This window comes from Rathayibacter sp. VKM Ac-2835 (genome assembly GCF_013266705.1).
Classification (GTDB): Bacteria; Actinomycetota; Actinomycetes; order Actinomycetales; family Microbacteriaceae; genus Rathayibacter.
The window spans coordinates 896,546-910,795 of the sequence record NZ_JABSNQ010000002.1 but is presented as its reverse complement, the minus strand read 5'-3'; the positions used below and the strand labels follow the sequence as shown (position 1 = coordinate 910,795).

Here is a 14,250-nt window from a genome sequence, read left to right as displayed (position 1 = left end):
CCCGCGCCCCGCCCCCGACGAGAGAAGGATCCATGACCGGACGCAGCGCTCGCCCCCTCACCACGGCCCTCGCGGCCGTCGCCGCCGTCGGGAGCGCCGCCGCCGTCTGGGGCATCGCGATCGAGCGGACGCTGTTCACCGTCCGCCACGTGCCCGTCCCCGTGCTCCCCGCGGGCTCGGCTCCGCTGCGGATCCTGCACGTCTCCGACCTGCACATGGCGCCGTGGCAGACGAAGAAGCAGGACTGGATCCGCTCGCTCACCGCCCTGGCGCCCGATCTGGTCGTCGACACCGGGGACAACCTGGGCCACCGCGACGGCGTCCTCGGCATCCGCCGGGCACTCGAGCCCTTCGCCGGCGTCCCCGGCGTCTTCGTCAACGGCTCGAACGACTACTTCGGCCCGCGGGTGAAGAACCCGCTGCGCTACTTCCGCGGCCCGTCGAAGAACCCCGCGCGCAACGCCAGCGACCTCGACACCCGGGCGCTGACGGGCTTCTTCACCGACGAGCTCGGCTGGCAGGACCTCAACAACACGGCGACCAGCCTCGACGTCCGCGGCACCCGGGTCGAGCTGTTCGGCGTGGACGACCCGCACATCGGCCTCGACCGGATCGACCTCGTGGCGGGCGCCGTCGACGAGCTGCGGGCGTCGGAGGACGAGCCGGCCGGCGTCAGCATCGGCGTCGCGCACGCGCCCTACCAGCGCGTCCTGGACGACTTCGTCGCCCGCGGCGCCGAGGTGATCCTCGCAGGCCACACCCACGGCGGGCAGGTCTGCGTGCCCGGCTTCGGCGCGCTGGTGACCAACTGCGACATCCCGCGGGACAAGGTCTCCGGGTTCTCCAGCTGGGACAACGGCCTGCGCAGCGCGCACCTGAACGTCTCCGCCGGGGTCGGCACCTCGATCTACGCGCCGGTGCGCTTCGCCTGCCGCCCCGAGGTCAGCCTGGTGACGCTCGAGCCGGTGGCCTGAGCAGCCCTCGCCCGGCATCACGGCGGGTGTCCGACACCGCCGCCGAAATCGGCTACTATTGACGAGGCTCGTGAGCGGTTCACCGCGAAGAGTCCACCGGGGTGTGGCGCAGCTTGGTAGCGCGCCTCGTTCGGGACGAGGAGGTCGTGGGTTCGAATCCCGCTACCCCGACCGGTGAGAAGCCCGGCCAGGATCGATGATCCGGGCCGGGCTTCTGCGTTCCCGGGCGTCTGCGTTCCCGGGCTTCTGCGCTTCCGGGCGTCTGCGCTTCCGGGCGTCTGCGTTCCCGGGCATCGTCGTTCCCGGGGCGCAGCCGGACGGGACCGCACGGACGGCGCCATCGCGTCGACGATCCGGCGCCATCGCCGACGCACCGCGAGCGCGCCGGGAAGACTGGGACGCTCTCGCGCTCGCCGTCGACGCGCTCCCTCCCGTCGCCGCGGCGACCCTCGCCGAGACGAGCACCGTGCCCCGATCGCTGACCCGCCTCACCGTCCTCGCGGCGATCGTCTACGCCCTGGTCCTCGCGGCCGTCGTCTTCTGGCCCACCCCCGTCGACGGAGGGCGCACGGACGAGCTCCGGCAGATCCTCGACAGGCCGCGACGTGAGGGGCTCGAGCTCCTCGACTACACCCGCATCGAGGCGGCGGCGAACGTGCTGCTGTTCGTCCCCCTGGGGCTGCTCGCCGCACTGCACCTGCCTGCGCGCAGGGCCTGGCTCGCCGTCCTGCTCGGCATGCTGACCAGCACCGCCGTCGAGGCCGTGCAGCTCCTGCTGCTCGCGCAGCGCCACGCCGACCTGCACGACGTGCTGGCGAACACGATTGGCGCCGCGGTCGGCGCGGCGATCGGGGCCCTCCTGCGCGGCCTGCTCCTGGCACGACGACGCCGGAGGGCCGCGGAACCGGACGGCGCTCCTGCGCGCGTCCCGCTCCACGGCGCCTCCGGCGTCGTCGAGGATCCAGCGGTCCCGCCCCGGTCGGAGCGTCGCTGACCGGCGACCGCTCGACAGCGGCGGACGATCAGCGGCTCGGGGACCGGTGAGGGAGGATCAGCGGCCGAGGCCGCGGTACTCCCAGCCGGCGGCGCGCCAGGCGTCCTGGTCGAGGCAGTTGCGGCCGTCGACCACGAGCTTCCCGGCCACCTTCTCGCCGGCGGCGGCGGGGTCGATCGCGCGGAACTGCTTCCACTCGGTGACGACCACGACGGCGTCGGCGCCGCGCAGGGCCTCGTCGATGTCGGTCGTGTAGGTGATGTCGGGGTAGCGGCGGCGCGCGTTCTCGATCGCCTCCGGGTCGGTCGCGACGACCTCGGCGCCCAGGTCGTGGAAGCGCGTGGCGACGTCGAGCGACGGCGAGTCGCGGACGTCGTCCGACTCCGGCTTGAAGGCGAGGCCGAGCACGGCGATCCTCTTGCCCTCGACCGAGCCGCCGAGGCCCTCGGTGACGAGGTCGACGACGCGCTGGCGGCGGCGCAGGTTGATCGCGTCGACCTCCTTGAGGAAGGCGACCGAGTCCCCGACGCCGAGCTCGTCCGCGCGGGCCGAGAAGGCGCGGATGTCCTTGGGCAGGCAGCCGCCGCCGAAGCCGATGCCGGCGTTGAGGAAGCGGCGGCCGATGCGCACGTCGTAGCCGATCGCGTCGGCGAGCTGCGTGACGTCGGCGCCGGTGACCTCCGCGATCTCGGCGATCGCGTTGATGAACGAGATCTTGGTGGCGAGGAAGGCGTTGGCCGAGACCTTGACGAGCTCGGCGGTCGCGTAGTCGGTGACCACCAGCGGGGTCTCGGCGGCCAGAGCCGTCGCGTAGACCTCGTCGAGGGTCGCCTTCGCGGCCTCGCCGGCCGCACCCGCGGGCACGCCGTAGACGAGGCGGTCGGGGCTGATCGTGTCCTCGACGGCGAAGCCCTCGCGGAGGAACTCCGGGTTCCAGGCGAGCGTCGCGCCGCTGGCGGCGATCCGCTCGGCGAGGCGGGCGGCGGTGCCGACCGGGACGGTCGACTTGCCGACGACGAGCGAGTCCGCCGTCAGCAGCGGCAGGATCCCGTCGATCGCGGCGTCGACGTAGGTCATGTCGGCGGCGTTCTCGCCCTTCTTCTGCGGCGTGCCGACCGCGATGAAGTGCACCGAGGCGTCGGCGGCGTCGGCCGTGTCGGTCGAGAAGCGGAGGCGGCCCGAGGCCACGCCCTTGGAGAGGAGCTCGGGCAGACCCGGCTCGAAGAACGGAGCGGTGCCGGCCGAGAGGGCCTCGATCTTCCCCGGGTCGACGTCGATGCCGATGACGTCATGGCCGAGCTCGGCCATCGCGGCGGCGTGGACGGCTCCGAGGTAGCCGCAACCAATGACAGAAAGCTTCACGGGATTTCTCCGAATCGTAGGCGGGTCGATGTCGCGTCGGCGACTGCGTGAGGGAGGAACAGGTGGAGCAGAGGGAGCCCGCGCGGCGCGCGCGAGGTCAGCTCCGCGCCAATGCTCTCAGATCCCGGGAGATGTCGTGGACGGCCGCGGCGATCTCCTGAGCGACGCGGACGTGGGTGCTCTCGCTGCGGCCGATCGGATCGTCGATGTCGTCGCCGTCCCCGCGGGGCGCTCGACCGCGGTTCGCGGCGGCCAGGCGGACCACGGCGCGCAGCCGCGCAGCGGGGTCCTCGACCTCCGGGATCGGCACCTCGGCGAGGACGAAGGGCAGCACGTGGGCGAACTCGCGGAGGGTGAAGCCGCGCAGCAGAAGCGGCGGGTGCCGCCGCGACGCGTCGACGAGGTGCTCGCGGGTCATGGCGAGCATCAGGTCCGCCTCCCCCGCGACGGCCTCGGTGAGCTTCGCGCTGAGGTGGCTCGAGGTGTCGCCGCCGAGCTCGGTCGAGAGGCGGGCCGAGGTCGGCTCCATCGGGTAGCCGTCGCGGGTCTGCACGCCTGCGCTGCGGAAGGCGAGGAGCGCCGCTCCGGTCGGACCGGTCAGATCGCCGAGCTCGGCCCGCAGGAGCTGCTCCGCCATCGGCGAGCGGCAGATGTTGCCGGTGCAGACCGCGAGGACGGTGAAGACCGGGGCCGAGGACGGCGTGGCCGCCTCACCGGGACGCCAGCCGCGCCGGGCGCGCCGCAGGCCGTCGTCACCCGGGAACGTCATCCTCGACCGCTCAGACCGCGGACGGGGCCGGTGCGGGGGCCGGTTGGGCCGCCGCGTCGGGGCGGGCGCCCGACTTCTGCGAGCCGTAGTAGCTCGTGTAGTAGTAGCCGTAGCCGCGGCCGACCTGCCCGCGCGGGGGGACGCGGTTGAGGATCACACCGAGGGTGTGGCCGCTGACCCGCTCGAGGTTCTGGATCGCCTTGCCGAGCTCGTCCGTCGTGGTCCGGCCGGCCGAGATGACGACGAGGGCGCCGTCGGTGCGGGCGGTGAGGATCGCGCCGTCGGTGACGGGCAGCAGCGGCGGGGCGTCCACGATGACGATCGCCTCGCGGGCGATCTCGTGCAGGAGGATGTCCATCCCGTTCGAGCCGAGCAGCTCGCTCGGGTTCGGCGGGATCGAGCCGGCGCCGAGGATCCAGAGGTTGCCCGAGGGGCCCCAGGGCTGGAGCACGTCCTGCAGCTCGGCCTTGCCGATCAGCAGGTCGGTGAGGCCGACGCCGGGGACGAGACCGAAGGACTTCGCCACGGTGGGCTTGCGGAGGTCGCCGTCGACGACGACGGTGCGCTGCCCGGAGGCGGCGAGCGTGACGGCGAGGTTCGCGGTCACGGTCGACTTGCCGTCGGAGGGCAGCGGACTGGTGACGACGATGATCCGCGGCGGGCTGTCGACGTTCATGAACTGGAGGTTCGTGCGCAGCTCGCGCAGCGCCTCGGCGAGAGCGTGCTTGCCGTCGGACTTCACGTAGTCGGTCGTGTCCGCCTCGGGCACGATGCGGTTGGTCTCGTTCAGCCGCTTGTCGATCGGGAGCGTGCCGACCACGGGGAGGTCGAACAGGCGCTCGACCACCTCGGCGGTCCGGATCCGGCGGTCGAGGGTGTTGCGGACGAAGGCGTAGACGAGGCCGAGCACGAGACCGGCCAGCGCGCCGACGCCGAGCACGAGGCGCACGTTCGGGAACTCGGGCGCGGACGGCAGAGCGGCCGACTGGACGCCGGCGAGGCTGACGGTGTCGCCGGCCCCGGACTCCTCGTTGACCTGCTGGATGCGGATCGCGATCGCGTCGATCCAGGCGTCGGCGAGGGTTCGCGCGCCCTCGGGGGTGGACGCCGTCGCGCGCACGTCGAGGATCGGCGACTCCGGGTCCGGGGTGACCTGGACCGCGGTGATGAGGGACTCCGCGCTCACGTCGAGGCCGAGGTTGGCGATGACGATCTCGGCGACGTTCCGCGACTTCGCGATCGGCACGTAGGTCAGGGTGCTCGACTTCGCGACCGAGTCGGCGATCTGGCGGAGGTAGATCGCCTGGCTCGGGTCGCCTCCGGCGTCGGCGACCGCCGCGGAGACGAGTCCCTGCGCCTCGGCCGCGTAGCGCGGCTTCTGGGTCAGCGACCAGCCGTAGGCCACCAGAGTGCCCAGGAGCACGGCCGCGACGAGGGCGAGCCAGTGCGTGCGGAGAAGTCGCAGGACGTCTCTAAGTTCCACAGTGTCAAGTTCCTTCACTGGTTCGGACCGAGCGGCGAGCGCCGGAGACGGGCTTCAGAATTGTTGCACGCCGGTATGACGGGCCCGTTTCCGGACCGGTCAGGCGTGCACCCCTTCCGGGGCTGGCCGGGGCGGAGCACCGCTCGTGATCACGCCGAGACCGCGCAGTTCGTCGACGGCCGCGGACACGGCGGCGGCCGCATCGATCCCCTCCGGCGGACCGCCGAGCTCGGCCAGGACCGCGGCGACGAGGGCGGGCTGATCGACGCCGTCGCCGGCGGCGCGCCACACCGTCGGACCGATGCCGGCGAGCCGGATCACCGTGTTCTCGCGGAAGACGAGGACCTCGCCGCTGGGCAGCAGGAGCGCGTCGTCGACGCGCGCACGGCGGACCGACCCGTCTCCCGCCGCGTCCTCCACGTCGATCGGCAGAGCGAGGACCTCGTCCCAGATCGACGGTGCCGGCTCCTGGGTGGCGGCGAGCAGGCCGTCCACCAGGGGGAGCACGCCCTCCGCCTCGGAGTAGACCAGTCGTTTCACGCCACCGACGGAGGCGAGCGTGCGAACCAGGTCCCAGAGCGCCCTCGGGCGGGAGGCGAGGTAGGAGGTCTGCGGGACCAGGTCGTCGATCGCGTCGGTCGGATCGACCTGCTCGAGGCGGGGCTCGTCGACGCCGTCGCGGCGATCGAGCAGCACGACGCCCGCCAGCACGAGCGGCGCCTGCGGGAGGGGGCGCAGTCCGAGGTCGACCGGCGAGAGCTGCGCCTTCGGCGCGCTGCCGGTCAGGGGCTTCACCGACAGCGGCTTCGGGTAGGGCAGCACGCCGCCCTCGGGAGTGACGGCGACCGTCTCGTCGGTGACGTAGCCGAAGCGCGCGCCCAGCACCCGCGAGGCGGTCGTCTTCCCGGTGCCGGAGGCGGCCACGAACGCGAGGACGCGGCCGTCGTCAGCGGCGACCCCGCAGGCGTGCAGCATGAGCAGCTCCGCGCGGCGCTCCCCGATGGCCTCGAGCGTGAGCGTCGAGGTGAGCGACTCCTCCAGCTGAGCGACGGAGTGCGCCTGGACCCGGACGCCGGCGCCGGTGCTCGCGGCCGGGCCGAGGACGTCGGCGGAGATCACGCGGGCCTCGGCGGTGTCCTCAGCCGCGCAGGACTGCCAGCTGCTCGTGATCCGCGCGACGTCCTCGTCCGAGAGCCCGGGACCGAGCTCGACGCGGAAGGGCACCTCCAGGATCGCGAGCGACAGGCTCCGCGACGGGGTCTTCTCCGCGCCGGCGGGCTCGGCGCCCGTCCGGTCCGCGCCGGTCAATAGGCCCCGTCCCTCGCCAGGACCGCGCGCGCGGTCTTGAAGAGGATGACGATGTCACCGGTCATCGACCAGTTCTCGACGTAGTAGAGGTCGAGGCGGACGGTGTCCTCCCACGAGAGGTTCGAGCGGCCGCTGACCTGCCAGAGGCCGGTGATGCCGGGCTTCATCAGGAAGCGGCGGTGCACGTGCTCCTCGTACTGCTCGACCTCGCGGGCCAGCGGCGGGCGGGGGCCGATCAGCGACATGTCGCCGCGGAAGACGTTGAGGAACTGCGGCAGCTCGTCGAGGCTGAAGCGGCGCAGGACGGTGCCGACCTTGGTGACCCGGGGGTCCTTCGCCATCTTGAAGAGGATGCTGTTGCCCTCGTCGCGCTGCTGCGCGGCCAGCTCGGCCAGGCGCGCCTCGGCGTCCACCACCATCGAGCGGAACTTGAGCATCTCGAAGGTCGAGCCGTTCAGCCCGATGCGCTCCTGCCGGAACAGGATCGGACCCGGGCTCGTCGTCTTCACCAGCACGGCGACGACGATCAGCACGGGCGCGCTGAGGATGATCAGCATCGTCGACGCGGCGATGTCGAACAGCCGCTTGGCGAAGCGCTGCCGGCCGTCGAAGCGCGGGGTCTCGACGTGGATCAGCGGGAGTCCGGCGACCGGACGGGTGTGGATGCGCGGACCGCCGATGTCGGTGAGGCTCGGCGCCACCACCAGGTGCTCGCGACCGGGCTCGAGGGTCCAGCTGAGCTCGCGGATCCGCTGGGGCGCGAGCTCGTCGGAGCTCGTGACCACGACGGTGTCGGCGCCGGTCGCGTCCATCACCGCGCGCACGCCGTCGATCCCGGAGAAGCCGTGCAGCGAGAGACCCGCCAGCTCCGCCTCGCTCGTGAGCGCCTCGGCGCCGCCGACGGAGGTGGAGACCGCCCCGACCAGCTTGTAGCCGGCCTCGGTGCCGCGGCGCAGCTCGCGCGCCGTGTGCAGCACGCTCGCGCGGGAGCCGAGCAGGACGACCTGGCTGGAGAAGCGGCCGACCTTGCGCTGGCGGGTGAGCCAGGAGCGCCAGACGAGGCGGCCGACGCAGATCAGCAGGATCCCGGCGGGGAACGCCGTGATGATGTAGCCGCGCGCCAGCAGGATCTGCAGGAGGTAGGCGATGATCGCGACGATGCCGAAGAGCCAGATCGAGGAGTCGACGATCCGCCGGTACTCGACGTAGCCGGTGCCGACGATGCGGCGGTCGCGGGTGTCGAAGACCTGCAGGGCGAGGAGCCAGCCGATCGAGAGCACGACCGAGACCCAGGTGTAGCTGACGGCGATGTCGACGGGGTTGTTGAAGCCCACGTCGGAGTTCAGGTCGAGGTCGAACCAGAACAGCTGCGTGCCGAAGACCGAGACGAGGATCGCGATCACGTCGGTGGCGAGAAGACGCCGGCGGTAGTCCTGCTCCCAGGACGGACGGCGCTTGGGCGGGGTCCCCTGCGTCGCCGTCGATCCCCCCGGCCGCGCGTGCGGCGTCGGAAGGCCTGGATGCGTTTCCGGTGATGTCACGCCCGCAAGGCTACCCACATCCTTGTTTCGGATGGGTCACGCAGGATGAGCACATCTCGGCACTGCTAGCCGCGCAGCCGCCCGCGGCTCTCCTGGAGGTAGCAGGAACCGCAGAGCGATTCGTAGGTGACCTCGGCTCCGTCGATCGCGACCTGGTCGCCGTCGAAGACGAACCGGCCGTCCACGACCCGGCCGTTGAAGATCGCCTTCCGGCCGCAGCGGCAGATCGTCTTCAGCTCCTCGAGGCTGTGCGCGATCTCGAGGAGCCGCCTGCTGCCGGGGAACGCGGCGGTCCGGAAGTCGGTCCGGATGCCGTAGGCGAGGACGGGCACGTTCTCCAGGATCGCGATCCGGAGCAGATCGTCGACGTGCGACTCGGGCAGGAACTGCGCCTCGTCGACGAGCAGCGCACTGACGTCGCGGGCCGTCTCGGCGAGGACGCGCGCCCGCGCGGCGGAGAAGACCGCGATCGGATCGCCGTCGGGCTCGAACAGGATGTCCACCGGACGGGTCACGCCGAGCCGCGACACGATGAGCTCCTCGCCCTTGGTGTCGACCGCGGGCTTCGCGAGCAGCACCCGGTGCCCGCGCTCCTCGTAGTTGTGCGCGGCCTGCAGGAGCGAGGTGCTCTTGCCGCTGTTCATCGCTCCGTAGCGGAAGTAGAGCTTCGCCATCAGATCCTGTCTCTGCTCGGTCGCGGGCTGCACCCGCGGGTCGCGCCGTGCGCGGCCGTGGTCGTCGTCGTGGTCGTCGTGGTCGTCGCCGTCGTGATCGTCGCGGTCACTCGAGGAAGCCGTCCTCCGCGGCCCGGCGGATCAGATCGGCGCGCCGGCCGGCCGGCCGACCGACCTTCACGTACTTCTGCCGGACGCGGCGGAGGTAGGTCTTCGCCGTCTCGAACTGCACGTTCATCCTGGCGGCGACCTCGGGAGTGCTGGCGCCGGCCACGTAGAGGCGCAGCGCCTCCAGCTCCCCTGCGCTCAGCCGGGGCCGCTGCTGGGCGGCCACGCCGATCGGGAGGGGGCGCCACTGCGAGGCGGATCCGGCGGTCGAGCGCATGGCCATCGCCGAGCGCGCCGCCTCCATCACGTCCTGCATCGACTGCGCCTTCGTGAGGTGCCGCGCGGCCCCCGCCCGCAGCGAGCGCTCGCGGATCTCCTCGTCCTCGTGCTCGGCGAGGACGATCACGGTCGCTCCGGCGGCTCGACAGGTGCGGATCCGCGCCTCGATCGAGATCGGCTCGCTCAGCTCGAAGTCCATCAGGACCACCTGGGTCGGGAACACGGTGCTGGTGACCAGCTCCATCCAGGTGCCGGCGCTCACCACGAGCTCGAAGTCGGGCGCGTTGGCGGCGATCCAGCTGCTCATGCTGTCCAGGAGCAGCTCGTGGTCGTCGAGGATGCCGAGCCGGACCGGCCGGGCGGCTCCCTCGGCGGGCGGGGTCTCGGCGGACCGGGTCTCCGCCGACCTGGTCTCGGCGGACCGGATCTCGGCGGACCGGGTCTCCGCCGTGCGGACCTCCGCGGCCCGGGCGGAGGAGCCGGACGTCGGCTCACCGGGGCGAGGGAGCATGCGACGATCCTAGCCGCGGGGACGCGGACGACCGCGGCGGCCTCAGAACAGCGTCGGCTGGCCGACCCCGGGCAGGACCGAGGCCCCGTCCTCGCCCAGCTCGCGGAGGATCAGACCGCCGTTCCGGAGGCCGTCGTGCCGCGTGCCCGCCTCGCCGTCCTGCGGTCGGCCGTGCTCGCCGCCGAGCGTCCGGAGCGTGCCGAGCGAGGCGAGCGCCGAGGCCCCCCGCGCGATCGGGCCGAGCGCCGAGGACCGCATCGAGCCCGTCGCCGGGTCGGCCTCGCCCTCCTCCAGCCGGTGGTCGCGCATCAGCGGCCGGATCCGCGCGGACAGCCAGCGGCGGTACTCGACCGGCGCGTAGGCGGAGCGCCCGGGATAGAGGGACCGGTAGCGGTCGAGCAGCTCCGGGTGCTCCTGCGCGAGCCACTGGAGGAACCACTCCTTCACTCCGGGCTTGAGGTAGAGCGTGGAGTACATGATCGTGCTCGCTCCCGCCTCGCGGCAGGCGCGGAGCGAGGCGTCGAGGTGGGCGCGGGTGTCGGTGAGGAACGGCAGGATCGGCATCAGGAAGACCGAGCACTCGAAGCCCGCCTCCCTCGCGGCGGTGACGGTCGCCAGCCGGGCCGCGGCGGTCGGCGCGCCGGGCTCGATCGAGCGCTGCAGGTCCTCGTCGAACACGGCGATCGAGACGCCGAGGTCGACGGGCACGTGCTCAGCCGCCTCGCGCAGCAGCGGCAGGTCGCGCCGGAGCAGCGACCCCTTGGTGAGGATCGACAGCGGGGTGCCGGAGGCGGCGAGCGCGGCGATGATGCCGGGCATCAGCCGGTAGCGGCCCTCCGCGCGCTGGTACGGGTCCGTGTTCGTGCCGAGCGCGACCGGGTGGCGCTCCCAGCTGGGACGGGCGAGCTCGCGGGCGAGCACCTCGGCGACGTTCACCTTGACGACGATCTGCGAATCGAAGTCGCTGCCGCCGTCGAACTCGAGGTACTCGTGCGTGGGCCGGGCGAAGCAGTAGGTGCAGGCGTGCGTGCAGCCGCGCATCGGGTTGATCGTCCAGCCGAACGGCATCTTCGACGAGGAGTGCACCCGGTTCAGCGCCGACTTCGCGAGCACCTCGTAGAAGGTGATGCCGTCGAACTCCGGGGTGCGGACGGTCCGGACGAGCTCGGTGAGCTTGACCAGGCCCGGGAGCGCGGCCTCGTCCGCCGCGCCGATCGCCTGCCCGCTCCACCTCATGCGTCCATTAGAACATGTGTTCGAACATTCCGATGGATCCATGCTGGTCGAGTAGCCCCGCAGGGGCGTATCGAGACCCACCGTCCTCAGCAGGGCGGGTCTTCAGACCCGTCTTCTGAGGACGGTGGATCTCGACACGCCCGCTGTGCGGGCTACTCGATCAGCGTGCTCATCCCGCCCTCGGTGCTCAGACCGAGGCGCGGAGCGCGAGCGCCTCGGAGGTCGCGGCGACGGTGCGCTCCGCCGTCTCCGGGGCGTCGTTGAGCGTGGAGCCGTAGCTCGGCACGAGCGAGCGGATCCGCGGCTCCCAGGCCTTCATCCGGTCGGGGAAGCAGCGCTTGACGATGTCGAGCATGATCGGCACCGCCGTCGAGGCCCCGGGCGAGGCGCCGAGCAGGCCGGCGATCGTGCCGTCCGCGCCGGTGATGACCTCGGTGCCGAACTGCAGCACGCCGCCCTTCTTCTCGTCCTTCTTCATCACCTGGACGCGCTGACCCGCGGTGATGAGGTACCAGTCCTCCGAGCGGGCGGTGGGCAGGAACTCGCGCAGAGCCTTCATCTTCTTGTCGCGGCCCGCCAGGACCTCGCCGAGCAGGTACTTCATCAGGTCGAGGTTGTCGCGGGCGACGGCGAGCATCGGGCCGATGTTGTGCGGGCGGATCGAGAGCGGCAGGTCGAGCCAGGAGCCGCGCTTGAGGAACTTGGGCGTGAAGCCGGCGTACGGGCCGAACAGCAGCGACGCCTGGCCGTCGACGACGCGGGTGTCGAGGTGCGGGACCGACATCGGCGGGGCGCCGACGGCGGCCTTGCCGTAGACCTTCGCCTGGTGCCGGGCCACGATCGCCGGGTTGTCGGTCCGGAGGAACTGGCCGGAGATGGGGAAGCCGCCGAAGCCCTTGATCTCGGGGATGCCCGACTTCTGCAGGAGGTGCAGGGCACCGCCGCCGGCCCCGACGAACACGAAGCGGGCGACGACCTTCTTGGGGGTGCCGCCGACCTTCTGCTTGAGGTCCAGGCGCCAGGTGCCGTCCTTCTGCCGGGTGATCCCGGTGACCTCGTGGCCGGTGTCGAGGGTGCCGCCGTGCGCGACGACGTGGTCGAAGAGCTGGTGGGTGAGGGCGCCGAAGTCGACGTCGGTGCCGGCCGGGATGCGCGTGGCGGCGTAGGGGCCGCCACCGGCGGGGCGCTGCTCCATCAGCAGGGGCGCCCACTCGTGGATGGTCTTCGTGCTCTCGGTGAACTCCATGCCGGCGAAGAGCGGCTGGTCCTTCAGCGCCTCGTAGCGCTTGCGGAGGTACTCGACGTTGGCCTCGCCGTGCACGAAGGTCATGTGCGGGGCGGAGTTGATGAAGCTCGAGGGCTCGCGGATGTCACCGGCCTCGACCAGGCTCGACCAGAACTGGCGGGAGATCTGGAACTGCTCGTTGATCTGGATCGCCTTGGCGGGATCGACGGAGCCGTCGGCCGCCTCGGGCATGTAGTTCAGCTCGCAGAGGGCGGCGTGGCCGGTGCCCGCGTTGTTCCAGGGGTTCGACGACTCCTGCGCCACGTCGCCCAGGCGCTCGTAGGCGGCGATGGTCCAGTCGGGCTGGAGCTTGGTGAGGAGTGCACCGAGGGTGGCACTCATGATGCCCCCACCGATGAGGGCGACGTCGACCGGTTCCGAGGAGTTCACGAGAGTCGAGTTTACCGTCGGGCGCCGGGCGGCAGGCGGGCCGGGGGCCCGCTCCCCCATCAAATTGACGGCTTTTCCCGTCGGGGGTCGGCGGGGGCGGCCGATGCTCGGACACGTGGGTCTCGATGCGCCGCTCCGCGGCTACTCGACCAGCATGCGGGCGCCGCGGCGCAGGCGGGCGCTCCATGCTGATCGAGCAGCCCTCGCAGAGGGCGTGTCGAGACCCGCGCCGGGTCAGGCGACGGGCTGCTTGGCCGCGATCAGCTCGGCGATCTGCACGGCGTTGAGCGCCGCGCCCTTGCGGAGGTTGTCGTTGCTGATGAAGAGGGCGAGGCCGCGGCCCTCGGGGGCGCCCTCGTCGGCGCGGATGCGGCCGACGTAGCTCGGGTCGCTGCCGGCGGCCTCGAGCGGGGTCGGCACCTCGCGCAGCGCGACACCGGGGGCGTCGGCGAGCAGCTCGCGGGCGCGCTCGGGGCTGAGCGGCGCGGAGAACTCGACGTTGACCGAGAGCGAGTGGCCGGTGAAGACCGGCACGCGCACGCAGGTGCCGGAGACCAGCAGGCCGGGCAGCTCGAGGATCTTGCGGCTCTCGTTGCGGAGCTTCTTCTCCTCGTCGGTCTCGTTCAGTCCGTCCTCGACGAGGCTGCCGGCGAACGGGATGACGTCGAACGCGATCGGCGCGACGTATTTCTCCGGCGCCGGGAAGGCGACCGCCGAGCCGTCGTGCACGAGGTCGAGCAGGTGCTCGTCGGCGACGGCCGCGCGGACCTGACCGGCCAGCTCGTTCGCTCCCGCGAGCCCGCTGCCCGAGACGGCCTGGTAGGTGCTGACGATGAGGCGGGTGAGGCCGGCCTCGCGGTCGAGGACCTTGAGGATCGGCATCGCGGCCATCGTGGTGCAGTTCGGGTTCGCGATGATGCCCTTCACGGCCTGCTCGATCGCGTGCGGGTTCACCTCGCTGACGACCAGCGGGACCTCGGGGTCCATCCGCCAGGCGCTGGAGTTGTCGATGACCACGGCGCCCGCGGCGGCGAAGCGGGGCGCCTGCGCGCGCGACCCCGTCGCTCCGGCCGAGAAGAGCGCGATGTCCAGGCCCGAGGGGTCGGCGGTCTCGGTGTCCTCGACCACGATGTCCTCGCCGCGGAACGGCAGGGTCGTGCCGGCCGAGCGGGCGGTCGCGAAGAAGCGGATCGACGCGATCGGGAAGTCGCGCTCCTCGAGGAGGCGGCGCATGACGGTGCCGACCTGACCGGTGGCTCCGACGACTCCGATGTGGAGGGGGGTGCTGCTCATGCTGTGCTCTTTCGTCCGTGCGGCGCTCGCGGGAGGAGCGGAC

General features: G+C 72.1%; 12 protein-coding genes and 1 tRNA gene. 3 read left to right on the top strand and 10 right to left on the bottom strand.

What is annotated here, in order from left to right; all coding sequences use genetic code 11:
- Positions 1 to 32: 32 nt before the first annotated feature.
- The 3 genes from HRK28_RS12010 (at position 33) to HRK28_RS12000 (ending at position 1,968) form a co-directional block, all read left to right on the top strand.
- Complete coding sequence (locus HRK28_RS12010) at positions 33 to 974, top strand: metallophosphoesterase (protein WP_160090512.1); 942 nt, start codon at positions 33 to 35, stop codon at positions 972 to 974.
- A 97-nt stretch (positions 975 to 1,071) separates the two neighbouring features.
- A tRNA-Pro gene (locus HRK28_RS12005) sits at positions 1,072 to 1,145 on the top strand.
- A gap of 295 nt (positions 1,146 to 1,440) precedes the next feature.
- A complete protein-coding gene (locus HRK28_RS12000; RefSeq protein WP_173251690.1) occupies positions 1,441 to 1,968 on the top strand; it encodes a VanZ family protein in 528 nt (175 codons plus the stop codon).
- A gap of 57 nt (positions 1,969 to 2,025) precedes the next feature.
- On the opposite strand, the gene HRK28_RS11995 is transcribed toward HRK28_RS12000, so the two are convergent.
- The 10 genes from HRK28_RS11995 to HRK28_RS11950 all read right to left on the bottom strand — a co-directional run bounded on the left by HRK28_RS11995 (position 2,026) and on the right by HRK28_RS11950 (position 14,207).
- Positions 2,026 to 3,330 carry a UDP-glucose/GDP-mannose dehydrogenase family protein gene (locus HRK28_RS11995; RefSeq protein ID WP_173251688.1) on the bottom strand — a complete coding sequence of 435 codons (1,305 nt, stop codon included), beginning with the start codon at positions 3,328 to 3,330 and terminating at the stop codon, positions 2,026 to 2,028.
- A 97-nt stretch (positions 3,331 to 3,427) separates the two neighbouring features.
- Positions 3,428 to 4,099 carry a low molecular weight phosphatase family protein gene (locus HRK28_RS11990; protein WP_173251687.1) on the bottom strand — a complete coding sequence of 224 codons (672 nt, stop codon included), beginning with the start codon at positions 4,097 to 4,099 and terminating at the stop codon, positions 3,428 to 3,430.
- 10 nt (positions 4,100 to 4,109) lie between these two features.
- The gene (locus tag HRK28_RS20850; RefSeq protein ID WP_244231657.1) at positions 4,110 to 5,582 is read right to left on the bottom strand and encodes a polysaccharide biosynthesis tyrosine autokinase; all 1,473 of its coding nucleotides are present in this window, start codon (positions 5,580 to 5,582) and stop codon (positions 4,110 to 4,112) included.
- A 99-nt stretch (positions 5,583 to 5,681) separates the two neighbouring features.
- Entirely contained in the window at positions 5,682 to 6,890 is a 1,209-nt protein-coding gene (locus tag HRK28_RS11980; RefSeq protein WP_173251685.1) for a hypothetical protein, read from the bottom strand.
- A complete protein-coding gene (locus tag HRK28_RS11975) occupies positions 6,887 to 8,431 on the bottom strand; it encodes a sugar transferase (RefSeq protein WP_244231658.1) in 1,545 nt (514 codons plus the stop codon). The genes HRK28_RS11980 and HRK28_RS11975 overlap by 4 nt, the downstream gene beginning before the upstream one ends.
- Positions 8,432 to 8,496: 65 nt before the next feature.
- A complete protein-coding gene (locus tag HRK28_RS11970; RefSeq protein WP_160090518.1) occupies positions 8,497 to 9,105 on the bottom strand; it encodes a thymidine kinase in 609 nt (202 codons plus the stop codon).
- Between the two features lie 106 nt (positions 9,106 to 9,211).
- Positions 9,212 to 10,003 (bottom strand): response regulator transcription factor, encoded by a 792-nt coding sequence (locus HRK28_RS11965; RefSeq protein ID WP_254304741.1) that lies wholly within the window; start codon positions 10,001 to 10,003, stop codon positions 9,212 to 9,214.
- 42 nt (positions 10,004 to 10,045) lie between these two features.
- Complete coding sequence (locus tag HRK28_RS11960; protein WP_160090519.1) at positions 10,046 to 11,239, bottom strand: Rv2578c family radical SAM protein; 1,194 nt, start codon at positions 11,237 to 11,239, stop codon at positions 10,046 to 10,048.
- A gap of 187 nt (positions 11,240 to 11,426) precedes the next feature.
- A complete protein-coding gene (locus tag HRK28_RS11955) occupies positions 11,427 to 12,974 on the bottom strand; it encodes a malate:quinone oxidoreductase (protein WP_123705213.1) in 1,548 nt (515 codons plus the stop codon).
- Between the two features lie 174 nt (positions 12,975 to 13,148).
- Positions 13,149 to 14,207: an aspartate-semialdehyde dehydrogenase gene (locus tag HRK28_RS11950; protein WP_160090520.1), complete on the bottom strand. Its 1,059-nt coding sequence runs from the start codon at positions 14,205 to 14,207 to the stop codon at positions 13,149 to 13,151.
- Between the last annotated feature and the right edge of the window lie 43 nt (positions 14,208 to 14,250).

What these genes read in the sequence shown, in the direction of transcription:
- HRK28_RS11990 (WP_173251687.1), bottom strand. Translation starts at nt 4,099, where the DNA reads ATGACGTTCCCGGGTGACGACGGCCTGCGGCGCGCCCGGCGCGGCTGG.
- HRK28_RS11955 (WP_123705213.1), bottom strand. Translation starts at nt 12,974, where the DNA reads ATGGGGGAGCGGGCCCCCGGCCCGCCTGCCGCCCGGCGCCCGACGGTA.
- HRK28_RS11950 (WP_160090520.1), bottom strand. Translation starts at nt 14,207, where the DNA reads ATGAGCAGCACCCCCCTCCACATCGGAGTCGTCGGAGCCACCGGTCAG.
- HRK28_RS11965 (WP_254304741.1), bottom strand. Translation starts at nt 10,003, where the DNA reads ATGCTCCCTCGCCCCGGTGAGCCGACGTCCGGCTCCTCCGCCCGGGCC.
- HRK28_RS12010 (WP_160090512.1), top strand. Translation starts at nt 33, where the DNA reads ATGACCGGACGCAGCGCTCGCCCCCTCACCACGGCCCTCGCGGCCGTC.
- HRK28_RS11970 (WP_160090518.1), bottom strand. Translation starts at nt 9,105, where the DNA reads ATGGCGAAGCTCTACTTCCGCTACGGAGCGATGAACAGCGGCAAGAGC.
- HRK28_RS11960 (WP_160090519.1), bottom strand. Translation starts at nt 11,239, where the DNA reads ATGAGGTGGAGCGGGCAGGCGATCGGCGCGGCGGACGAGGCCGCGCTC.